This is a genomic window from Acetivibrio saccincola, from assembly GCF_002844395.1.
GTDB lineage: Bacteria > Bacillota > Clostridia > Acetivibrionales > Acetivibrionaceae > Herbivorax > Herbivorax saccincola.
The window spans coordinates 3,198,007-3,221,211 of sequence record NZ_CP025197.1 but is presented as its reverse complement, the minus strand read 5'-3'; the positions used below and the strand labels follow the sequence as shown (position 1 = coordinate 3,221,211).

At 34.4% G+C, this 23,205-nt stretch carries 20 protein-coding genes and 1 pseudogene; 13 read left to right on the top strand and 8 right to left on the bottom strand.

The features are described 5' to 3' along the window. Window positions 1-26 precede the first annotated feature (26 nt). From HVS_RS14410 to HVS_RS14400, 3 genes are all read left to right on the top strand, one after another. A complete protein-coding gene (locus HVS_RS14410; RefSeq protein WP_101303447.1) occupies window positions 27-836 on the top strand; it encodes a rhomboid family intramembrane serine protease in 810 nt (269 codons plus the stop codon). Window positions 837-929: 93 nt separating this feature from the next. Continuing rightward, complete coding sequence (locus HVS_RS14405) at window positions 930-4,760, top strand: carbohydrate-binding protein (RefSeq protein ID WP_101303445.1); 3,831 nt, start codon at window positions 930-932, stop codon at window positions 4,758-4,760. 150 nt (window positions 4,761-4,910) lie between these two features. After that, window positions 4,911-5,687, top strand: a complete 777-nt coding sequence (locus HVS_RS14400) for an alpha/beta hydrolase (protein ID WP_101303443.1) — start codon at window positions 4,911-4,913, stop codon at window positions 5,685-5,687. A 1-nt stretch (window position 5,688) separates the two neighbouring features. On the opposite strand, the gene HVS_RS14395 is transcribed toward HVS_RS14400, so the two are convergent. From HVS_RS14395 to argC, 8 genes are all read right to left on the bottom strand, one after another. Beyond that, a complete protein-coding gene (locus HVS_RS14395) occupies window positions 5,689-6,342 on the bottom strand; it encodes a response regulator (protein WP_101303441.1) in 654 nt (217 codons plus the stop codon). 59 nt (window positions 6,343-6,401) lie between these two features. Beyond that, complete coding sequence (locus HVS_RS14390; protein ID WP_235827731.1) at window positions 6,402-8,096, bottom strand: sensor histidine kinase; 1,695 nt, start codon at window positions 8,094-8,096, stop codon at window positions 6,402-6,404. A gap of 80 nt (window positions 8,097-8,176) precedes the next feature. Next, window positions 8,177-8,650 carry a GNAT family N-acetyltransferase gene (locus HVS_RS14385; RefSeq protein ID WP_101303437.1) on the bottom strand — a complete coding sequence of 158 codons (474 nt, stop codon included), beginning with the start codon at window positions 8,648-8,650 and terminating at the stop codon, window positions 8,177-8,179. Window positions 8,651-8,695: 45 nt separating this feature from the next. Next, entirely contained in the window at window positions 8,696-9,613 is a 918-nt protein-coding gene (gene argF / locus HVS_RS14380; RefSeq protein WP_101303435.1) for an ornithine carbamoyltransferase, read from the bottom strand. A 26-nt stretch (window positions 9,614-9,639) separates the two neighbouring features. Further along, the gene (rocD, locus tag HVS_RS14375; protein ID WP_101303433.1) at window positions 9,640-10,836 is read right to left on the bottom strand and encodes an ornithine--oxo-acid transaminase; all 1,197 of its coding nucleotides are present in this window, start codon (window positions 10,834-10,836) and stop codon (window positions 9,640-9,642) included. Between the two features lie 323 nt (window positions 10,837-11,159). Beyond that, the gene (locus HVS_RS14370; protein WP_101303430.1) at window positions 11,160-11,828 is read right to left on the bottom strand and encodes a PilZ domain-containing protein; all 669 of its coding nucleotides are present in this window, start codon (window positions 11,826-11,828) and stop codon (window positions 11,160-11,162) included. A gap of 76 nt (window positions 11,829-11,904) precedes the next feature. Further along, window positions 11,905-12,813: an acetylglutamate kinase gene (gene argB, locus HVS_RS14365; RefSeq protein WP_192876510.1), complete on the bottom strand. Its 909-nt coding sequence runs from the start codon at window positions 12,811-12,813 to the stop codon at window positions 11,905-11,907. A gap of 64 nt (window positions 12,814-12,877) precedes the next feature. Beyond that, window positions 12,878-13,918 (bottom strand): N-acetyl-gamma-glutamyl-phosphate reductase, encoded by a 1,041-nt coding sequence (gene argC / locus HVS_RS14360; protein WP_101303428.1) that lies wholly within the window; start codon window positions 13,916-13,918, stop codon window positions 12,878-12,880. Window positions 13,919-14,162: 244 nt separating this feature from the next. On the opposite strand from argC, the gene HVS_RS14355 reads away from it, so the two are divergent. The 10 genes and pseudogenes from HVS_RS14355 (at window position 14,163) to HVS_RS14310 (ending at window position 23,186) form a co-directional block, all read left to right on the top strand. Then, a complete protein-coding gene (locus HVS_RS14355) occupies window positions 14,163-15,290 on the top strand; it encodes an ABC transporter ATP-binding protein (protein WP_101303426.1) in 1,128 nt (375 codons plus the stop codon). A 245-nt stretch (window positions 15,291-15,535) separates the two neighbouring features. After that, entirely contained in the window at window positions 15,536-16,624 is a 1,089-nt protein-coding gene (locus HVS_RS14350; protein ID WP_235827419.1) for a helix-turn-helix domain-containing protein, read from the top strand. Window positions 16,625-16,710: 86 nt separating this feature from the next. Then, entirely contained in the window at window positions 16,711-17,418 is a 708-nt protein-coding gene (ftsE, locus tag HVS_RS14345; protein ID WP_101303424.1) for a cell division ATP-binding protein FtsE, read from the top strand. Beyond that, a complete protein-coding gene (gene ftsX, locus HVS_RS14340) occupies window positions 17,387-18,271 on the top strand; it encodes a permease-like cell division protein FtsX (RefSeq protein WP_101303422.1) in 885 nt (294 codons plus the stop codon). Before ftsE ends, ftsX begins: the two co-directional genes overlap by 32 nt. A gap of 40 nt (window positions 18,272-18,311) precedes the next feature. After that, window positions 18,312-19,436 (top strand): murein hydrolase activator EnvC family protein, encoded by a 1,125-nt coding sequence (locus HVS_RS14335; protein ID WP_101303420.1) that lies wholly within the window; start codon window positions 18,312-18,314, stop codon window positions 19,434-19,436. A 136-nt stretch (window positions 19,437-19,572) separates the two neighbouring features. Continuing rightward, complete coding sequence (locus HVS_RS14330; RefSeq protein ID WP_235827420.1) at window positions 19,573-20,865, top strand: S41 family peptidase; 1,293 nt, start codon at window positions 19,573-19,575, stop codon at window positions 20,863-20,865. A 145-nt stretch (window positions 20,866-21,010) separates the two neighbouring features. Next, window positions 21,011-21,187, top strand: a complete 177-nt coding sequence (locus tag HVS_RS14325) for an alpha/beta-type small acid-soluble spore protein (protein ID WP_101303415.1) — start codon at window positions 21,011-21,013, stop codon at window positions 21,185-21,187. 243 nt (window positions 21,188-21,430) lie between these two features. Next, a pseudogene (locus HVS_RS17860) lies at window positions 21,431-21,733 on the top strand (DNA/RNA non-specific endonuclease); the annotation flags it as partial. A 348-nt stretch (window positions 21,734-22,081) separates the two neighbouring features. Then, entirely contained in the window at window positions 22,082-22,786 is a 705-nt protein-coding gene (locus HVS_RS14315) for a class I SAM-dependent DNA methyltransferase (protein ID WP_101304319.1), read from the top strand. Window positions 22,787-22,985: 199 nt separating this feature from the next. Beyond that, complete coding sequence (locus HVS_RS14310) at window positions 22,986-23,186, top strand: cold-shock protein (protein ID WP_101303411.1); 201 nt, start codon at window positions 22,986-22,988, stop codon at window positions 23,184-23,186. Window positions 23,187-23,205: the final 19 nt, after the last annotated feature.

Below are 23,205 nucleotides of genomic sequence, written 5' to 3'. Positions count from 1 at the left end.
GTAATACTTTTAAAAGGAGAGTTTTTATGGGATTTCTTGACAGATTGGAAAGAAAAATTGGAAAGTTTGCAATAAAGGGATTAATGATGTACATTGTAGCACTTAACATGGCGGTGTTTTTGTTAGACCTTTTTGGAGGAGAGTTATTTCAAGAAAGTGTCATTTTAAAGCTTGCACTTATTCCTGAAAAAGTTTTAGCAGGCGAAGTGTGGAGACTTATAACATTTATTTTTATACCCCCGCCAACAACTCCTTTATTTATTGTCTTTGCCCTGATTTTGATATACAATTTTGGAACAGGTTTAGAGGAAGAGTGGGGAAGCTTCAAATTTAATGTGTATTATTTTGTGGGGATTTTAGAAACTGTAATAGGGTCAATGATTACCGGCTACCCGCATGTGGTACCTCACTATTTAAATTTATCACTTCTGTTTGCATTTGCACGGCTTTATCCTAATTATATAATTAATATATTTTTTGTATTACCTGTGCCAATCAAGTATATAGCCTGGGTTGACTGGGCTTTCATGGGTATTTCATTTTTATTGGGAACCGGTTCCACAAGGATAGCAGTGGCAGCAGCGGTGGTAAACTATTTCCTATTCTTTGGAAAGGATATATTGTTTAAATCAAGGGTGAGAGGCGGTTCTGTTGTCAGAAAGGCTAAGTATCAGCAGTATGTGAAAGGTAAAGATTATATGCATAAATGTACGGTGTGTGGAATAACGGAAAAAGATGACCCACAGATGGACTTTAGATACTGTTCCACTTGTGAAGGGGATTATGAGTACTGCATGGAACATCTTAAAAATCATGAACACATAAAAAAATCCTAAAATTGAAGTAATTATAGTACAGTCTGAGTTTAATAAACCAACTTTTTTAAAAAGTTGGGTTTTATAAATATTAAAAACTAAGGAGGAGAGAAAATGGTTAAGTGTAGAAGAACAGTTGCACTAATTACAGCTATAGTTCTTACTTTGCCGGTGTTTTTAACGGCATCTTTTGCAAAAACAGAAGAAGTTTTGCCATACTGCGAAAGAATTGTTGAGTCGGTTTTAGCTGTTAACTTAGGAGGTGAAGATGTTACCGTTGAAGGTGCACCCTTTACAGGGGAGAAAAATGAAAAAAATATAAAGACATTTATAAAAGAGCCGGTGGAACTAAAAGCACCCAGTGGCACTATTAATGCATTTACAAGGATAGAGGCTGAAGATTTTACATTTAATAATGGCATTGAAGTGGAAGAGACAGGAGATGTTGACGGAGAGGAAAATATTTGCTACATAGCAAACGGGGACTATGTGGGATATGAAAACATATATTTCCCTAAAGGTACAAAGGGATTTATAGCCCGTGTTGCAAGTGAAACAGAAGGGGGATATATTGAATTAAGGCTTGATTCACCGTCCGGAGAACTGGTGGGAAGAGTACGTGTTGAAAACACAGGAGGCTGGCAGGATTACACCGAAGTGTACTGTGAGTTAAATAAAAATGTTTCAGGGGTACATAATCTTTTCTTAGGATTTGTAGGAGACAGGGACGGGCTTTTTAACGTTAACTGGTTTAGGTTTACAAAAAGTGCCTATGACCCTGTAATGGCAGACAGTTACGATGAAAAACTAAGCGGTGCGTATAAATATAACTTTATAGACTTTGGAGAAGGCGGAAATCTGGAATTTAAGGTGGACTTTTCCCAAAAGGTTGACGGTACTATTGATGTAAGGTTGGGAAGCCCTACGTCATCACCTGTTGCATCAATTAATGTGTCTAATGAAACCAGTGTACATGTAAAATCAAATGTTAAGGGAGTAAATGAACTTTACCTTACTGACAATAAAAACGGTGAATTGTTATCTAAATTAAATTGGTTTGTATTTGAACCTGAAGAAGAAAAGATAGATTTTGACGACAAGGGTTATGACAAACTCTTTAATACAAGCCTTAGGGGCTATACTGTTGGAATTGAAGCAAATTTGGACAAAAACAATATATATGAAGTGTATATTTATCCAACAGAATACCATAAAGTGAACAAGCAAGTATTTGATTTATATATAAATGGTGAGCTGGCTGATACAGTTAACATGGAGGAAAACGAATTTGAATGGGACAGGAAAGGCCCTTACCTTACAAAGGTTTTAGATGACGGGAAGCTTTCAATTGAATGCAGGGCTATACAGGGAATTGCATCTGTTGGAGCCATTGAAATAAATAAAATCAGCTATACTAAAGAATTTGATGATGTAAAAATTAAAGATTGGTCTTATATACCTATAATGGAGCTTGCCAGCCAGGGAGTTATTTTTGGTAAAGGAAATGATAAATTCAGCCCTGGGGATCATATTATTGGTGAACACGTGGCATACATGATGTTTAATGTTATGAAAAGATCCATTGCAGAAAAGAACAGTGATTTTAAACCGGAAAAATACAGACTGTTATCAGATATATCCCCTGATTTTTGGGCATATCACTATATGAGTGCATATTACAATTATTTCTTTGTTGAAAAAATGTTAAAATACGATCTTGATACACGTATTCCATACAGTGCAGATGAATACCGTGAAAAGAGAAAAGTAAGGCGTGAAGAGTTTGCCATGGCAATAATAGGTGCAAGACGCCTTGACTATAATGAGGACGGAAGAGTATTTGTACTTGACCCTAATCTTGAGCCGGGAGCAAACCTAAACAGGTATAAGGATAAGGATGCCCATGAAATTACCGACTCCTACAGGTATTTTGTCGAACTGGCACTTGATAAAGGTCTTATGAGAGGCGACCATTTAGGCTATTTAAATCCTAAGGACCCTGTTACAAGGGCGGAGGCAGCAGCTTTTATTTACAATGCACTGAATTTAGAAGAAAACAACTTTGTTAAACCAAAAGAAGGTGAAACTTTACCTGTTCCGAGGATTACTGCTAAAAAGAGGGAGGTTAAAGTGGGAATACTAATTCTCCCTGCACCTGCCTGGGATTCAATAAATAATATAGATACCAATGACCCAAACCCGGACTTTACTTTATTAGAACTTTTAGACAGAAACATAAATAAGCCAATGGACTGGGTGCTGGTAAATCCTCATCCGCCGGCTTTTAATAAAAATGAGTTTAAGGATGTTATGCACTTAAATTCAGCAGAAATCCCGGGAGCAAAAAGTGATGACTTTGAGGCTTTTTGCAGTTATTTTAATGATTTAAGAAGTGTTGCAAAAGCACAGACAGACTTAGAAGCTGATATAACTCATACAGGGGTTGTAGGATACAGTGAAAACATAAAAAAATCAAAATTCTTTAAATACTGGGAAGTATCAATTGACGACCCGGACCTTACACCTGAACAGATAGCAAAAGATTATGATATTTTGTTCCAGACATCTCATGGTAAAATCTCATATCCTAAAGATGTCCAGGATAAGGTTAAAGCATTTTTAAATGCAGGAGGACAATTATGGTGGGAAAACTGTGACGGGCTTGTTATAAAGCCAGGGGATGGCTTTACACAGGAAGTAAAATTCGAATCAATAAGACCGGGTGGAAATATTAAGTTTCCGAAGATTCCTGTTTTAGATGATGATAACAAAATGCATCCTCTGTTTGACAATATATTCAGAATAGACCCTGAAAAATCAACACGTGTTTTGGCACCGGGTATTTTTACAGAGGCAAGTGAAATAACCCTTTTAGGTGACGGGGAAGAGTGGTTAAATGACGATAACCGCTACCTGGATAATTTACTTCCTACCGATGAAGTTGTACTTTTGGTTGAAGATACAACAACAGGTGAATTACTTCCTAACCTTGCTATTAGAAACATTATTAATAAAGATAAGCCTGCAGGAAGAATTGTTATCAGCACAGGTGATATGGGTTGCGGAATATCAAAACATGTACACCGTGGAGGAGGAAAGGCGGTAGAGGATTATAAATTCTGCTACAACCTCTTTGGATGGATGTCAAAAATAGGGGTAAGTTTTGATGAAACCAAGGCAAATTCATGGGACGGCAGCAATGAGTTTTCAATAGAGGCTACATTTATAAACCACGGTGCAAGAACCCAGGTTTATGATGTAGAAGAGGTAATTAACACTGATTTGTGGGAGCTTGTACCTACAAAAGAATTCAACAACTATAAAGTACATCATCCATGGATTAAGAAACTTAACTCCAAAGGCTATCCGGAGAAAATAGAGCTTGAACCAAACCAGTCAGAAGTTGTGAAATATAACTTCAGGATTAAAAAGCCAGGTATCCAATACTATAACTTTACCCTGAAGGCAAGTGAATCCGGTGTTGAAAATCCAAGGGATACAGCAGAAACCACATTCAGGCTCAATAACACCAGAATAAAAGCGCCTGTATTTACAGGCTTTAGGGCAGATGGGTTTGATGTTACATTAAGTGCTCCGGAGGAGATAAAAGCTGATTTAAGACCTGAGACATATGAATTAAACCTTAAGTTCCAGAGAGGTGGAAGGTTTATAGATCCTCAGGAAATTTTCAGGCACGTACAGATAGAGCAAAATAACCTGACTCCAGAACTGGAAGGTTTAAGCTACAGCTATATGTTAGATGCAAAAGGAAACCTGTATGTAAAAGTTATAATAGACAATGTACTGTTTACAAGGACAAATGAAAAAATCAAACTCAATATATTTGTAGAAGGCGGGGATTGGCAGGTACTTGGAAAGGCAGAAGTGTATGATCCTGTTTCACGCCAGAGAATTGCTTTTTCAGATGAAGTAAGAGGTAAATAATTTATAAAAGCCTAAAAAAATCACAAAAGGCAAAAAGCCGTCTCATTAATCAAATGAGGCGGCTTTTTTAAGGAAAAAAATTGTTGAAAAAAATAAACATTTATAATACAATATAGCTTGTGACTAAAAAAGATTTTGGAGCTGTGAATTTTGATAAAATCTAGAATAGGTTGTCTTATAATACATGGTTTTGACGGGACCACTTTAGATGTTGAACCTTTAAGTAAGTATTTGCAGTCAAAAGGATTTATTACATTTTGTCCTTCCCTTAAATGCAGTATGGAAAACAGAAGGGTGTTTCCCAATGCAAATTACAAGGACTGGCTGGAGTCGGCAGAGTTAGGTTTATATTACCTTAAATCCAGATGCAAAGATGTTGTTATAATAGGTCTTTATATGGGAGCCCTTATTGCCTTAAATTTTGCCACGAGATTTAAAAATATAGGAGTGGTTACCATAAATGCCCCCATATATCACTGGGATGTAAAAAATATGTATTATAATATACTCCTTGATTTTAAAAGAAAGAATTTTACCAATGTAAAAAGATATGTAAAATTGTCTACAAAAATTTCAATACCTGAATTGATTAATTTCAAACTGCTTATTGAAAAAACAAAACACATTTTAGAAATGGTAAAAACCCCTGTATTTATTGCCCAAGGTTTAAAGGATGATACTGTAAACTATAAAAGTGCAGAATATATTTATAAAAAGGTTTCTTCCAACATAAAGGTATTAAAATATTATGAAAAAATAAACCCGGATTTATTTGTTTATACTGATAATAATTTATTATTTGAAGATGTTGAAAAATTTATAAAGCAAATAATAAAGAGAAAAAATGGGGTGAGTAATAAATTTCTTCCTAATTATACGTATTTGGATAGAATTTATAACAGTTTGTTAAAAGATGTTTCCTGGTAAGTTACAAAATATTATTCTTAACTGCAAAAACCGCCAGTTGTGTGCGGTCTTTTAATTTTAATTTGTCAAGCATCTGTGAAATGGTATTTTTAACGGTTCCTTCTGTGATATACATTATTTCTGCTATTTCTTTGTTGTTTTTACCTTCGACGATTAAACTTAAAATTTCCAATTCCCTATTACCGAGTTTTACATTTACTCCCCCTGTTTTAACAGTTTTTGATGATTTTTTATTTCTTTTTTCCTTACTTTGTGCAAAAGTATTTAAGGTGCTTTGCTGCATTATACTAAATCCATTAAAAACACTTTTGATGGCAAGAATTAATTGTTCAGGTGAGATGTCTTTTAGTACATATCCGTCTGCGCCGCTTTTTATTGCCCTTGATACATTTTTCTCATCATTGAAGGTTGTTAAAATTATTACCTTTATTGATTCGTATTTTGATTTAATCAGCCTGGTACCTTCTACGCCGTCGCAATCCGGCATCATAATGTCCATTAAAACAACATCAGGCTTTAATTTTCCACACAGGGAAAAAGCCTCTGCGCCATTTCCTGCAAGACCCACCACATTTATATCAGTATCTTGCTCAATAATAAATTTGAGACTTTCACGTAAAATAATTTGATCATCTACGATTAGTACTTTTATCATACCTTTATTTTATACCTCCCTAAATCAGAACCTCCTTATATCAAGAGCCTCTATATTTATTAGTCAACATGGTCTAAAGGAATTACCAGCTTAACATTAAAACCGCTTTCCCCGTCAGAACCAAAAACAATGTTGCCTCCTATATCTTTTACCCTTTGAGTCATTGAAGTTAACCCAAATCCTTTTTTTAAGTCCGGACATCCTATTCCGTCGTCAAATATGAATAATTCTATTTTTTTAGGGTTGGCTCTCAGTATTATAGTAACATTTTTTGCTTTTCCATGCCTCAGGGAATTTGTAAGTGCCTCCTGGCAAGTTCTGAATATAACGCTGGAAAACCTGGGGTCAATATTGACTTTTTCTACATCATGTGAAAAATCAATATTTATGCCAGAAGGTTTAAAATCATCTATAAGGCTTTTAATGGAACTTAATATATCTGAATTTTTCAAGTTTTCCGGTACAAGTCCTTTTATAGATCTTCTCAGCTCCTTAAGACCCTCCCTGGCTACTTTAAGTGCCTGGGCTATTTTTTCCTGTGTTTTTTCAGCATCCTTTTTGCAGGTTATATTACACACTTCCAATAGAGAAATGAGCAATGTCATACTATGACCTAAAGTATCATGCACATCTCTTGCAAAACGGTTTCTTTCCCTTGCTATTGAAAGCTCTTCAACTGTAGCCGCATATTCTGACAGCTGCTGATTCATGGCTGTAAGTTCAGCGTTTTTCTCCTTCACTTCATCTAAAAGCTCTTTATATTCTGTTACATCATTAAAATGAATAATCCTGCCTAAAAAATCCTGTTTCTTTCCAAAAAGAGGCTGTATACTCACACGGAAACTTTTTTTATCAGGTGAAAGCATATCTATATCACCATACTCATAGTTAGTTGATTTTTCATCATTAATGGTATTAATAATTCTTTCTAATTCAGCTGTAGGCGCACAATTGGATTTTAAATAATGGGTAAAATTTTTTATATCGTCATATGTATTTATATTTTCAGCAACAGGAAAAGTTTTCAAGAAAGATTCATTATAATTGTCTATTTTATTAAAACTATCAACCACTATTATTGACTCACTTAAATTAGAAACAATTTTTCTATATGCAATGGGGACAATATTTAAAAACCTGTATTTGTACATTGCTACGGAAAATAGTAAAAGGGACAGTGAAAAGCTGACCGGGGTGAGGTCGTATCCTTGAGGTAATATATTCAAGCCGATGGTGGAATTTAAAACATAAAAGAAATTAGCAAGTATAGGAATAATGGTTGCAAATATAAACATAAATGTTCTTTTACGTGCATAGCCTATGGTTTTGATGGAATGCCTGATGAGAATAATGGTTCCTATTAGTGCATATAGATAGGACGAACTAACGTGAAACCAGAAAACAGGTCCATAAACCAGTTCTGTCATTGTAAAATCGTAATAAAACTTGTGATGATATTTATTGGTAAGCAAGAGTATATAGACTAAAACAGATGGTAAAAACATAAGATAAATCAGCTTTCTTTTTTTAAGGATTTTGCTGTAAGTGTAAATTAGGCAAAAAAGAAGCCAGCTTGGTCCTATAAATACAATGGCTATATATTCAAAACATGTTGTAATAAATCTTGTTTTTAAATTAGTTGAGAATAAGAAAAAAATATGGCTGGAAGACCATATAAAAACAATTACCTGGCACCACAAATAACTATAGAGCAAAGGGGTTTTCTTCCCTTTTGAAACAAATAAAATAATCATAAAAAGGGCAAGCAAAACAGATGTAGATTGAAATAAAATTTTTAAGTCAAAATAAAAACTCATATTCCACCTCTAGCAGTTTAAAAGTGTTTTACAAGTAAAGCGCGCACATATCCGTCCTCTTTACTTGTGGATTCTATGTGAAAGCCTAAATTATAGTAAAAAATAATCAAATCCTTATAAGTGGATGCGGTATGGAGGTATACTTTTTTTATCTGGTTTGAAATAAGATATTTGTCCACCAGTTTAATAAGAGCTTTTCCCACTCCTATGTTGCGGTATTCAGGTAAAACTCCAAACCTGTTTATATATGCCGTATTGTCCTCCTGAATGGCAATCCTTATTGTGCCTGTAGGGACGTTGTCAATTAACCCTATAAACACCTCTTTAGTGCGTATGTCATTTTTAATATCTTCAATAGTTTCATTTAGTGATTTAACGGTTCCGGAAATTCCAGCCCGGCTTATATAATCTTTAAAGGCTTCATTTAAAATATTATGAATTGCTTCTGCGTCAGACTCAACTGCTTTTCTGATGATAAAAGAATAATTCATATAGCACCACCTTTACATTTTTTGCACAACCAGGCTAAAAGCCCACTATCCCATTAACAGAGCCATAATAGCTTTTTGTACATGCAGTCTGTTTTCTGCTTCGTCAAATACAACTGAATTAGGGCCGTCTATAACGTCCCCTGTAACTTCAAAATCCCTGTATGCCGGAAGACAGTGAAGGAAAATAGCATCTTCTTTAGCTTTTGAAAAAAGAGAAGAATTTACCTGATAAGGCATAAATGTTTTAATGCGTTCCTCCTTTTCCCCTTCTTGTCCCATACTTATCCATGTATCAGTGTAAACAACATCTGCATCTTTAACGGCTTCTACAGGATCATCAGTAAGCACCACATTAGAGCCCGACATCTTTGCATCTTCCAGTGCCTCTTCTACAATTTCACTGTTGCACTGATAATCTTTAGGAGAAGCAACGTATATATCCATGCCTGTTTTAGCACAGCCATGGAGAAGGGAGTGAGCAATGTTGTTGCCGTCTCCTACATACGCCAATTTTAATCCCTTTAAAGTTTTCTTGTATTCATATATGGTAAACAGGTCAGCTAAAATCTGACATGGATGCATCAAATCGGTAAGTCCGTTTATAACAGGTATACTTCCATATTTAGCCAAATCGTCCACATCACTTTGCTTAAAGGTACGTATCATTATACCATCCACATATCTGGACAGTACCTGTGCAGTATCGTGTATTGTCTCACCCCTGCCTAATTGTATATCATTAGAGCTTAAAAACAGGGGGTAACCTCCTAATTGATACATTCCAACTTCAAAGGACACCCTGGTCCTGGTAGACGACTTTGTAAATATCATACCAAGGGTTTTACCAGCCAAAAGTTTGTGGGGAATTCCCTCTTTAAGCTGTTTTTTTAATTTCTCAGCTAAAGAAAATATTTTTTCTATATCTTCAATTTTTAGATGATGCAGACTGATTAAATGCTTCATTTTGTATACCTCCGTTATTTAAAAAATTAAAACTTAGATAAAATATTATCTAACATGCTTACCATTTTGTCAATATCTTCTTTTGAAATAATCAATGGAGGCAGTATTCTTATAATACTGTTTCCTACATTTCCAATTAAATATCCCTCTTCAAAACATTTATTTTTTATTTCTACTGCATTATCTGTTGAAAATTCCACAGCTATCATGAGACCTTTTCCCCGTACCTCTTTTATAAAATCATACTTTTTAGCAAGTTCAGACAACTTTTCTATAAAATAAGCGCCCATTTTTTCAGAATTTTCAACTAAATTTTCCTCTAAAATAATTTCCAAAGCAGCTATTGCCGCACTGCATGCAAGAGGGTTTCCGCCAAAGGTAGAACCATGGTCCCCGGGTTCAAATGCTTTTGCCACGTGTTCTTTAGCACATAGGGCACCAATTGGGAATCCCCCGCCTAAAGCTTTTGCCAAAGTAAATATATCCGGTTCAACATCAAAATGCTGGTATGCAAAAAGTTTGCCTGTTCTTCCAAAACCACTTTGAACTTCGTCAAATATAAGAAGGATACCCTTTTCATCGCAGAGTTTTCTGACCCCTTTCATGTATTCAGGAGTGGTGAGATTAACCCCGCTTTCTCCTTGAATTGGCTCAATCATTACCGCGCAGGTTTCGTCGCCTATTGCATTTTCCAATGCCTCAAGGTCGTTAATGGGCACACTTAAAAAACGCGGTGTAAGCGGAGAGTAAGGTTTTTGATACTTATTTTGACCCGTTGCAGCTATAGTTGCAAGGGTTCTGCCGTGGAAAGAGTTTGCCAGGGTAATTATTTCATATTTTTCTTCCATACCCTTTTTCTTAAAATATATCCTTGCAAGTTTGATAGCCCCTTCATTTGCCTCTGCACCGCTGTTGGCAAAAAACACTTTGTCAGCGCAGGAGTTTTCAACCAAAAGTTTTGCAAGCTTTGCCTGAGACTCTATAAAGTAAAGGTTTGAACAGTGAATGAGTTTTTCAGCCTGGGTTTTTATAGCATTGACAAGCTTAGGATGTGAATGACCCACGGCATTTACCGCTATTCCTGCCAAAAAATCGTAGTATTTTTTTCCGTTGACATCCCACAAATTAATACCTTTTCCATATTCAAAGCATACAGGAGTCCTGTCGCCAAATGTATTCATAAAATATTTTTTATCCAGATCAATTATTTCATTTAAATTCATATGAGAATCCTCCTATAAAAAATTATATTTATAATTATACATAGAGATGCATAAAGATGCAATAGAAAAATTAAAATTTATATTATAAAGATAGGATTAAAAAAGATTTATTGTAAAACAAAATTAAAAAAGGATAAGATTAAGGAAGATTAAAAATATAATTCTAATGTAAGAGTAAAAAATATAAAGTAAACACAGATAAAATATGACTTAAAACAGGCACGACAAAATAAGATTTAAAAAATAAGATTTATATTTAGACATAGAATAATATTTGAAAAGAATATACAGACTGTTAAATATCTATATTAAATACTAAATATCTACATTAAATGTTTTTTTATAGAGCTGGTATAGTGTTCCTTAAGCTTTGTCTTTTCTTCTTCAAGCTCATTAAAGAAATCAGACAGGCTGTTATTGTTTTCCTCATGCATTTCAGTAAACTGGAATCCATAATCAATGATGTCATCATTTTTAAAAGCTGTCCTGGCAATTTTACCTTTGGCAGATATAGTTTGCTGGTTAGGTAGGTATAAAAAAATATCAATTTGTTTGCCATCAGGTTCTAAAATATCCTTGCAGTAAAAACCCAGACCTACAAGGCTTATATCGTGAATTACTGAGAAATATTCCTTTTCTGTACCTTCCACTCTGACATTTGCCGCTAAAAACACATCAGCCCGGGGGAAAATACGCTGGTTTTTTATTTCTGTTACATTTGCTATATCTATTGTAACTGAAGAAGGGAAGTCAGGATTGATTTCCGATACTTCGCCTTCGAATATGTATTCTGAATTTTCAGTGGTATATTTAATTGAAAAAGGCTGACCAAACATTATAACATTTTGAAGATAGTCAGTTAAGAGGGCAATGGTAACTGAACGCTTTTTTACTTTATATATAATGTTTTGAACCCAGACATTGCAGGAAGAGAGTTTAGTGCCTACAACCATACCTTCTTTTAGTACTGTGGATACAATGTCTTTTCTCAAAAAAATCAGCCTCCTTTTCCATTATATTTATTCTTCTTCTTTTATTAAAATCCTTCTAAAAGAAAGCAAAAATTATTTATAACTTTTCATTTTTGTGATAGAGGACTTTTTCTTTCATAATCATAGTTCCGATACCTTTGTTAGTAAAGATTTCAAGAAGGAGGCAATGAGGTATTCTTCCGTCAATTATATGTGTCCTGTTAACTCCTTTTTCAAGAGCTTCAATACATCCTAAAACCTTTGGAATCATACCTCCGTTTATTACATTTTCCTCAATGAGGCTGTAGGCTTCGTTTATTGTAAGTGCAGGAATAATCTTTCCGTCACTTGTTTTTACCCCTTCCACATCAGTTAAGAGCATTAGCTTTTCAGCTTTTAAAGCAGCGGCTATTTCACTTGCAACGGTATCGGCATTTATGTTGTAGCTTTCACCGTTTTTACCCACGCCTATAGGGGCAACAACAGGTATATACTCATCTTGTGCAATAAATTCTATTAATTTTGAATTTATTTTTGTCACTTTTCCCACATAGCCTAAATCAATTTTTTCGCCATTTACAGAAGTTTTGTGTTTTTCGCACTCTATAAGCTTTCCGTCTATGCCGCTTAATCCGATTGCTTTTCCGCCCTTTTGGTTGAGTAAAGATACAATTTCCTTATTGGTTTTGCCAATTAAAACCATTTGGGCGGTTTCCATTGTTTTTTTATCAGTTACCCTGAGCCCTTCAACAAATTTGCTTTCAATATTAAATTTATTAAGGGCATCGGTTATGTCAGGTCCCCCGCCGTGAACAACAACAGGGTTCATTCCTATATATTTAAGCAGCGTAATATCTTCAATGACGGAATTTTTTAAATTTTCATTTATCATTGCGTTTCCGCCGTATTTTATAACCACTGTTTTTCCAAAAAGTTTTTGGATATATGGTAAGGCTTCAATTAATATTTCGGCCTTTTTTATTATTGTCTCCATAGATAAATTCAATTAAAATCCCTCCATTATATAAGTAAAGAGTCCCTCTGTTTTAAAAGTAAAAAGTTTCTACATTTTAAAAGTAAAGAGCGGGAGCGGTAAGTCCTGAATGTTCAGGCAGCCCGAACATAATATTTAAATCCTGTACTGCCTGGCTTGATGCTCCTTTTCCTAAATTATCCAAAGCTGACAGCACAATTACCCTGCTTAAGCGCTCATCTACCACAATTCCTATATCTATATAATTTGAACCTGCTACATATTTAGTTTCAGGCAGTTTCCCTTCATCCATTATCCTTACAAAAAATTCATCCTTATAATATTCTTTGTATATATCAATAATCTCCTTTGCAGATTTATCACATGCCAAATCTGCATAAATTGTACAAAGCATTCCCCTCTTCATAGGCACAAGGTGAGGAGTAAAGGAAACCATTATTTCTTCGTTGGCTAAAAAGGATAATTCCTGCTCAATTTCAGATGTATGCCTGTGATTAGCCACTTTATATGCTTTAAAGTTTTCGCTGCTTTCACAAAATTGAAAAGGCAAAGTTGTATTTCTTCCGGCCCCTGTTATTCCGGAAGCTGCATCTATTATTATACCTTTTGTTTTTATAAGCTTGTTTTTTAAAAGTGGTGCAATGGCTAAAATGGAACAAGTAGGATAGCAACCGGGGTTGGCAACTAATTTGGCATCTTTAATCTTGTCCCTGTATAGTTCAGGAAGTCCGTAAACAGATATATCAAGCAAATGAGGCATACCGTGCTTTGTGTTGTACCACTTTTCATAAACCTCAACGGATTTGTAGCGGAAATCCCCGCTGTGGTCAATAACCCGCTTGTTTCTTTGTATAAGCTTTGGAATTACCTCTTTTGAAATCCCGTGTGGAAGGGCTGTTATAAAAATGTCTGCCTTTTCAGAAATCTTGTCTATGTCAAGACTTTCACATTCCATATCAAATACATTTTTTAAATTTGGATATACATCGGATATTTTCTGTCCTGCAAAACTGTGGGAAACCACAGTGCTTATATTAATTTCAGGATGGTTTTGTAAAAGCCTGACTATTTCAATACCTACATAACCTGTAGCTCCTATTATACCAACATTAAACATTTCATTACCTCCGGATTTTAAAATTTATATAATTAATATAATGAATTATTTAAATTCAATGAATTATTTTGCGATACTATTTTATAATTATACATATCTGTGTATAAAAATTCAACTCCTTTTTTTATTTATGCAAATTTACTAAATAGATTTTATTTTTTTGTTAAAAAGTATACTAGCAGAGTATAAATTGACATGTTATATTAGTAGTAAATACTGTTCAAACAAATTAGGAGGGGAAAAAATGGCAAGTGTAAAACTAAAAAACATTTACAAAAGGTACCCAGGGGGAGTTACAGCTGTTAATGATTTTAATCTGGATATTGAAGATAAGGAGTTTATCATATTAGTTGGTCCTTCTGGATGCGGTAAAACTACAACACTTAGAATGATTGCAGGACTTGAGGAAATAACTGAAGGAGAATTATACATAGGAGATAAACTGGTAAATGATGTTGCTCCGAAGGACAGGGATATAGCGATGGTTTTCCAAAACTACGCTTTGTATCCTCATATGACTGTGTATGATAACATGGCATTTGGTTTAAAACTTAGAAAAATGCCTAAGGATGAAATAAAAAGAAGAGTTTTAGAGGCTGCTAAAATTCTTGACATAGAGCATCTTCTTGAAAGAAAACCTAAAGCATTGTCAGGTGGTCAAAGACAGAGGGTTGCCCTTGGACGTGCGATAGTACGTGAACCCAAAGTGTTCTTGATGGATGAGCCCTTGTCCAACCTTGACGCGAAGCTGAGAGTTCAGATGAGAACTGAAATAAGCAAATTGCACAATAAACTTCAAACAACAATTATATACGTTACCCACGACCAGACAGAGGCTTTGACAATGGGAACAAGAATTGTTGTTATGAAAGACGGATTTATACAACAAGTTGACACTCCTGCAAACCTTTATGAGCGTCCACAAAATATGTTCGTTGCAGGCTTTATAGGAAGCCCTCAAATGAACTTTGTGGATGTAAAAGTTGAAAAGGTAACTGATGAAAAAGGTGGAGAAGGTGTAGCTCTAAGATTTGGTAAGAACTCCATAAAATTACCTGAAGGTAAAGCAAAGAGATTGTTAGCTAGTGAGTACATTGGAAAAGAAGTTGTTATGGGTATAAGACCTGAAAACCTTCATGATGAGGCAGTATATCTTGAGTCCATGTCTGACAGTGTTGTAACTGCCAGGGTGGAAGTTGTAGAAATGCTTGGTTCTGAGACTTTACTATATGTACTTGTAGACGATGTGGACTTTATTGCAAGGGTAAATCCAAGAACTAAAGCTAAAGTTGGTGACATAATCAAAATTGCCTTTGATGCAAACAAAGTTCACCTGTTTGACAAGGAAACTGAAAAGACAATAATGAACTAATAAAACAATAGCCTTATAATACCAAAAGGGAAAGTGAAAAAAGACTTTCCCTTTTAGTTTTATTAAGTATATAATATTTATATAGGTATATATTTATATAAACTCAATATTTATATAAACTTTATTTATATTTACATAAACTTTTTATAAGCTTAATTTACTTAGCATTTAATATAAAAATAATTAGGAATTTAATAAGCATCAAAACTAAGCTTTTCAGGAATGGTTTTTAAGGGGGATAAGAATTGCTGACTAAATTTTGTCAAAACCTTGCGAATCAGGTTAAACATGTTATTGATGAAGAATTTGGAGTTATGGACGAATCAGGCACCATTATTGCTTGTTCAAATCCCAAAAAAGCTGGGACAAAAAATCCGTCTGTATCAAAAGTATTAGAATCTGATAAAATTTTTAATATTTTTGAAAACCAGTCTTTTCAAAAGATATATGTAAAAAACAAGCTGGAATTTATAGCGTATATTAATTCACCAGATGAAAACAATGCTAAATTTTTATCTCTTATTTCTATGAATGTTGTAAATTTTAAATTATATTATGAAGATAAATATGATAAGACAAATTTTATTAAAAATATAATTACCGACAATATTTTATTAGGGGATATTACAGTAAAGGCAAGGAAATTCAAACTTGACAATAATGTCCGCCGTGTTGCACTGGTTATAAAGACTTTAAAAGCAAAGGACATATACCCCTATGAAATTATTGAAGGCTTGTTTCCTAACAGAAATAAAGACTTTGTCATAATTCTTGATGATGAAACAACAGTACTTATTAAGGAAGTGGAATGTGAAACAGAAACTAATTTTAAAGAAGTAGAGGAAACTGCAAAATCAATAGTGGATACCCTTTCCACCGAAGCAATGATAAAAGCTAAAGTTGGCATCGGGACAATAGTGGATAGTTTAAGGGATCTGGCAAAATCTTTTAAAGAGGCTCAGATGGCCCTTCAGATAGGGGAAATATTTGAAAGTGAAAAATCGGTGATGAATTATAATAGATTGGGCATTGGAAGGCTTATATACCAACTGCCCACAACCCTTTGTAAGCTGTTTTTAGATGAAGTTTTTCAAAAGGGGAGCTTTGAAGCTTTAGATAAAGAGACAATGGACACAATTCAAAAATTCTTTGAAAACAATTTAAACATTAGTGAAACCTCAAGACAGCTATACATTCATAGAAATACCCTGGTCTACAGGCTTGAAAAAATCCAAAAAACCACGGGACTGGATATAAAAATGTTTGATGATGCAATTATATTTAAAGTAGCAGTTATGGTAAAAAAATACCTTGACAGTCAGCAGGGGATTTAATGTAAAAAAATTCATTGCCATTAAATAAATTTTAATATAAAATAAAGTTTAAAAAGAGGATATATTTGTTTTTTTAGGAGGCTAAAGTGATAGAATTTAAATGTGTTTCAAAGAAGTATCCCAGTGGAACATTAGCATTAAATAAAATAGATCTTCATATTAGTAAAGGAGAATTTGCTTTTATTGTTGGACCAAGTGGTTCAGGCAAGTCAACACTTTTAAAACTTATATTAAAAGAAGAAGACGTCACAGAGGGAGAAATATATGTCAATGGATTTAATATCACCACTTTAAAACCAAAAGAAGTACCTTATTTAAGAAGAAGCATAGGTGTGGTTTTTCAAGATTTTAGATTGCTTCCTAAAAAGACAGTTTATGAAAATGTTGAATTTGCCATGCGCATTACAGGGGCATTGCCAAAGGAAATGAGAAGGCAGGTTCCAATGGCTTTGGGATTAGTGGGCCTTAGTAAAAAAGCAGATGCATATCCGGATGAGCTTTCAGGGGGCGAACAGCAAAGGGTGGCCTTAGCCAGGGCATTGGTAAACAGGCCGTCATTATTAATTGCCGATGAACCAACGGGAAATTTAGACCCTGAGACCTCATGGGAAATAATGAAGCTTATAGATGAAATTAATCACAGGGGAACTACCGTTATAGTAGCCACACATGAAAAGGGAATAGTGGACTCCATGAAAAAGAGGGTAATTGCCATTAGAAAAGGTGAAATTATAAGGGATCAACAGAAAGGACAGTATCAAGATGAAACTGAGAACAGGGAGATATATACTTAAAGAGGGAATTATTAACATACACAAAAATATATTAATGTCCTTTGCCTCTATAACTGTGGTAACTGCTTCGCTGATTATACTAGGAGGATTTTTCGCAATAATAGCAAATATAAACCATAATATTAACCGTCTAAGCGAAAAACCGGAAATGGGAGTATTTTGCAATGCACAACTTGACGATTCAGAGGTTGCATCAATTGAATGGCTGATTATGTCAGATGACAGGATAAAGGAATACACCATTGTTACAAAAGAAGAGGCGTACAAAGAAGTGGAAGAATTATTGGACAACAACAAATCTTTAATGGAAGGGCTGGGAAATGATTTTTTATCTGTTTCATTTTCAATAAACCTGGCAGATTCCGAATATGCAGAGGAAGTGGTAAATAAACTGTCAGTTTTTCCCGGAGTGGATAAAGTTGAATATTCCAAGCGTGCATTAGACTTAATGAGCAAAGTAAGGTATTGGGTCAGGGTAGGAAGCAGTTTTATACTTTTTTTATTGATTGCAATATCTGTTGTAATTATATCTAATACAATCAAATTAGCTGTGTTTGCAAGAAGAAAAGAAATAAATATAATGAAATATATCGGGGCAACAGATTGGTTTATCCGCTTGCCATTTATTGTAGAAGGTGTTATCATAGGTTTGATAGGGGCAATTATGGGTTTTGGCTTGTTAAACTTTATTTATACCAGGTTTTTTAATAAGTTTGATTTAACCTTATTTGGGCTGGAGATGATTCATAAAAGTGAGTTTTTTTCCGGTCTTATCTTGAATATGTTATTGATAGGTGTAATTGTAGGTGCTTTAGGAAGTGTGGTTTCAATACGTAAGCATTTGCGTGTTTAATGACAGCTAATGAAATCCAACTTTTAGGAGGTAGAATCCGGTGAAAAAGTTAGTACAGCTCGGTGTGCTGATATCAGTGATGCTTATGGTTATAGTCCCAATATATTCAAATACACTGACAAGCACACAAAATCAAAAAAGTAAAATTGACAGTGAAATTAATCAGATTTCTTCTCAAAAGCGAAATGAAGAGAAGAAATTAAATTCCATAAAAAATGAACAACAGTATTTAATGAGTGAACAGGAGAAGGCAGAAAAAGAATACAATGAGCTTGTACAAAAGGTAAATGAACTAAATGAAATTTTAGAAGAATTGGATAAAGCCATACTTGAAAGTGAAGAAGATTACGAAAAGCAGTTGGAGCAATTTAAAGTAAGGCTTAATGTTATGTACCAAAATTCCAATACTTCCTATCTTGAGATTTTAGCAGAATCAAAAAGCATAGCTGATTTCTTCAGGAAAATTGAGCTTATTAAAGCCATAAGCAAAAAGGATAAAGAGCTTATAGAGGGAATAAAAGAAGCCAAGAAGGAAATAGAATACAAAAGACAGCTTGTAGCGGAAGAACACAGGGATTTTGAAAATAAAGCTTCCAGTGCACTGGGTAATTTAAATGATATAAAAGCTGCCACTCAAGCCTTGGAAGTTCAAATAAGAAGCATCAACTCTAAACTTAACAGTTTAGAAAGAAAAGAGAATGAATTAATCCAAAAGTCCAGGGAGCTGGAAAACCAGATAAAAAATCTTCAAAGGACGGCAGATTACACCGGCGGAGTTATGAGATGGCCGGTTCCTAGTTCAACTTATATATCGTCTCCCTTTGGAAACAGGTTTCATCCTATTTTGAAAGTATATAAAATGCATACGGGTATAGATATTTCAGCAAGTTCAGGGCAGGCTATAGTTGCAGCAAATGACGGGGTGGTAATAATGTCAGGGTGGCAAGGTGGATACGGCTACACTGTTGTTATCGACCATGGCGGCGGGATTACAACTCTCTATGCCCATTGCAGCCAGCTTCTGGTGAGTTCCGGTACCTCAGTAAAAGCTGGGGATACAATAGCAAAGATAGGCAGTACCGGATTGTCTACCGGTCCTCATTTACACTTTGAAGTAAGGGAAAACGGCGTTCCTGTTAATCCTGTACCATATGTTTCTAAGTAAGTAAAAATAAAATCCGGGTTTTTCCCGGTTTTGCTATATTACAAGAAAAATAATCATATGATATAATGAGTAAATGACAAAAGGAAGGGAAAAGGTATGAAAAATATGGCGAAAGCAGCAGGGGGAGTGTGGAATATTGAATAATGGTTCTGGAAGTAAGATTCTTTCTATAATAATTGCTGTTATTACTTCGGTTACAGTTACAACATGCGGGTTTTTAATATGGTACAAAAACAACCCGTACATTATTGTTGTTCCTGCCGATGATGCAGAAAATATTGGCAGTAATGGAAGACAAAGTTTTGACCCGTCATACGGCATTGTTTTTGATAAAAATAAAGTGGATTTTGTAAATGTAAAGAAATACAAAGAAGTATATAACCTTCTGAGGAAATATTTTTATAAAGAAGTTGACGAAAATGTTTTGCTGGAAGGTTCTATAGCAGGAATGGCAAATGCTTTGGAGGATCCCTATACTGTTTATTTTCCAAAAGAACAGATGGAGCTTTTTATGGAGAGATCCAGGGGAAGTTATGTTGGAATCGGGGTTACCGTTAACATGCCTGAAGATGGTATTTTAACTGTGGTTGAGCCCTTTGAAGACTCACCGGCCATGAAAGCAGGCATGAAAATGGGGGATAAAATAATAAAAGTTGATGGCGAAGATGTTACTAATATAAGAGATGCTGACATGATTGTGAGTATGATAAAGGGTGAGGAAAATACAAAAGTTGATATCACTGTTTACAGACCTTCTGAAGAAAGATATATTGATTTTGAAATAGTGAGGCAGACAATAAAAATAGTGAATGTGACAAGTGAAATGCTAGAGGGCAATATAGGGTATATCAGAATATCCATGTTTGACAGTGAATGTGCCCATTATTTCGGAACTCATTTGAACCAGCTTTTAGACAGGGGAATGAAAGGACTTATAATAGATGTCAGGGATAACCCCGGAGGGGATTTAAATGAGGTTGTAGCCATTGCAGACCGTCTGGTGCCAGAAGGACTTATCGTTTACATGGAAGACAGGGCCGGAAACAGAATGGAAAAAACCTCAGACAAAACGGAGATTGATATACCCCTTGCGATTTTAATTAATGAATACAGTGCAAGTGCCTCAGAAATTTTAGCAGGTGCTGTTAAAGACCACAAAAAAGGAACCCTTATAGGTCAAAAAACATTTGGTAAGGGGCTGGTTCAAAATGTAGTGGAACTTGATGACGGTTCCGGCTTGAAGTTAACCACTGCCACCTATTTTACACCTGCAGGAATAAATATTCACAAAAAAGGCATTGAACCGGATATAGAAGTTGAACTGGATGAGGAAAACAGACTTCTTCCTGTTTCCCAGCTGCCAAAAGAAGATGACGAACAGCTAAAAGAGGCTATAAAGGTAATAAAAAACCAGATATATTCATATTAATTCTCCATTTTGCTAAAAATACTTTTCCATTGTTTTTATAACTGATGGAAAAGTATTTTTATTTAAAGAGGATTTGTAAAAAAGTATACCAACATACATATATTTAGTCTAAATTGTAAATAATACTTTATGGAGGTGGTATACATTGGAAAACATAGACGAAAAATTAAAATATGAGGTGGCAGCAGAATTAGGATTATTTGAAAAGATAAAAAAAGAAGGCTGGAAGAGCCTTACTGCAAAAGAAACGGGAAGGATTGGCGGGCTTATTACAAAGAGAAAAAAAATGTTGCAGGCACAAAAAAAGCAAAAGGCACTGTAGGTATTTATTTTAAAGACTCTGCTTTTTAAGAAAAAGTAGAGTTTTTTTATTTAAAAACTTTAAAGATGCTATGCAATACTTATTTTTACAGATTATATTTTGAATCCTATAAGATGGCACTGTTTTAAAAAAATGTATACAAGATGTTCAGTTTTCATAAAAGAAAGTACTTTAAAAGAAGGTGTATTGAGTTTTACCAAAAGAGTTGAAAAGAAAAAGGAAAAAGTGGATAATGAAACTGTAGTAGAATATGGCGACCATTTTGCCATGGATGGAAGAAGGAAAGCATTAAAGCCCAATGTACATTATACTTCACCGGAAGGTTATACATATAGAACTGACGAATTAGGGCGTATTATAAGTTGTGAAGGAACGCTACAAAAGGGAATTGCCGAGAGAAACGAGTATGCTCAAAGGGTTGTGGGACGTGAAGACAGACTATCTGATGATGATGGAGGCTACTTAATAGCAACTATCTTTAAAGGCTCCGGTGATATTGACAACCTTGTACCAATGAATAGCAATTTAAACAGAGGAGAGTGGAAACCCAAAACCGTGATAATCAACCAATATATAGCCAAAATATACCTGAATTATTTGGTATTGATGAAAATGAATGAGGCTTTTTTATAATAGCTTGAATGTTATTGCACCCAAGAAGAGGTGTATGATTTGGGAGAAAAGCTAAACAAATTTTTACACCTGTAGGAGCCCTATTAATTAACATTAACGTATTATTTTCTTGAGGTTTATTTAAAGTTTGTGCTATACTATAATCATATTTTTAACGGCATATTTGCAGGGCAGATAAAGGCCTGCAGGGATAATTTTAAGGAGGCATAAATGGCGGGGAATATTCCTTATTCTGATTTTGCTTATGTATATGATAAACTGATGTATGATGTGGACTACAAAAAATGGGCGGATTTTATTGAAAGTATTTTTAAAAAATACAAACAAAACCCTTCCCTGGTTTTGGATTTAGCATGCGGCACAGGAAGCTTTACCATTGAAATGGCTAAAAGAGGCTATGATATGATAGGAATAGACATATCTGTTGATATGTTAAATTGTGCAAAAGAAAAATCTTCTCATTATGAAAACATTCTTTATTTAAATCAAGACATGGTAAACTTTGAACTCTACGGCACTGTAGATGCTATTGTACTGCTTATGGACAGTTTGAATTATATATTATATAAAAAGGATGTAAAAAAATTATTTAAAAATGTACATAATTACTTAAATCCCGGTGGACTGTTTATTTTTGATATAAATACGCCTTATAAGTTTAAAAACATATTTAAAAATAATGTTTTTTATGATGTATCAGATGAAATAACTTATATATGGCAGAATTCCTTTGACAGCAAAAGAAATATATGCGAATTTGACCTTACTATATTTACAAAAGAGAATGGTATGTATAAAAGAATGGATGAAATTCACTTAGAAAGATGCTATGAGATAAATGATTTAAAAAAGATGGTAAATGAAAGCGGCTTAAGGCTTTTAAATATTTATGATGACCTAAAGTTTGCTAAAGCACCTTCAAATGCCCAGAGAGTTTTTTTCGTATGTGAAAGAGAAAAACTTTAAAAACAGCACATATTTCTATAAAAGATACATATTTTAATTAATAAATCCACTTAAACATACATTTTACAGTAATAGACATGAGTGTAAGCAAAAAATCAGATTGACAAGCAATGCAAAAATATGATACAATGATGTAGATTTAGTAAGTGCATGAAAATGCCAGCTAAGTTAAAGTATTAAAGTTCAGGAGGAGTGCAGGATGGAAAGAGGTAGAGTAAAATGGTTTAATGCTGAAAAAGGATTTGGCTTTATTGAGAGAGAAGAAGGCAAAGACGTATTTGTACATTTTTCAGCAATAAACATGGAAGGCTACAAAACATTAGAAGAAGGTGCTGAAGTTCAATTTGAAGTTGTGGAAGGTGCTAAAGGCCCTCAGGCTTCAAATGTAAGTAAGTGCTAGTGTGACTTTGAATTTAATA

Excerpts from the sequence above, each read along its gene's own strand:
- HVS_RS14410 (WP_101303447.1), top strand. The coding sequence starts at position 27 with ATGGGATTTCTTGACAGATTGGAAAGAAAAATTGGAAAGTTTGCAATA.
- HVS_RS14315 (WP_101304319.1), top strand. The coding sequence starts at position 22,082 with ATGTATGATGTGGACTACAAAAAATGGGCGGATTTTATTGAAAGTATT.
- rocD (WP_101303433.1), bottom strand. The coding sequence starts at position 10,836 with ATGAATTTAAATGAAATAATTGATCTGGATAAAAAATATTTTATGAAT.
- HVS_RS14405 (WP_101303445.1), top strand. The coding sequence starts at position 930 with ATGGTTAAGTGTAGAAGAACAGTTGCACTAATTACAGCTATAGTTCTT.
- HVS_RS14390 (WP_235827731.1), bottom strand. The coding sequence starts at position 8,096 with ATGATTATTTTATTTGTTTCAAAAGGGAAGAAAACCCCTTTGCTCTAT.
- HVS_RS14385 (WP_101303437.1), bottom strand. The coding sequence starts at position 8,650 with ATGAATTATTCTTTTATCATCAGAAAAGCAGTTGAGTCTGACGCAGAA.
- HVS_RS14395 (WP_101303441.1), bottom strand. The coding sequence starts at position 6,342 with ATGATAAAAGTACTAATCGTAGATGATCAAATTATTTTACGTGAAAGT.
- HVS_RS14310 (WP_101303411.1), top strand. The coding sequence starts at position 22,986 with ATGGAAAGAGGTAGAGTAAAATGGTTTAATGCTGAAAAAGGATTTGGC.
- argF (WP_101303435.1), bottom strand. The coding sequence starts at position 9,613 with ATGAAGCATTTAATCAGTCTGCATCATCTAAAAATTGAAGATATAGAA.
- HVS_RS14355 (WP_101303426.1), top strand. The coding sequence starts at position 14,163 with ATGGCAAGTGTAAAACTAAAAAACATTTACAAAAGGTACCCAGGGGGA.
- ftsX (WP_101303422.1), top strand. The coding sequence starts at position 17,387 with ATGAAACTGAGAACAGGGAGATATATACTTAAAGAGGGAATTATTAAC.
- argC (WP_101303428.1), bottom strand. The coding sequence starts at position 13,918 with ATGTTTAATGTTGGTATAATAGGAGCTACAGGTTATGTAGGTATTGAA.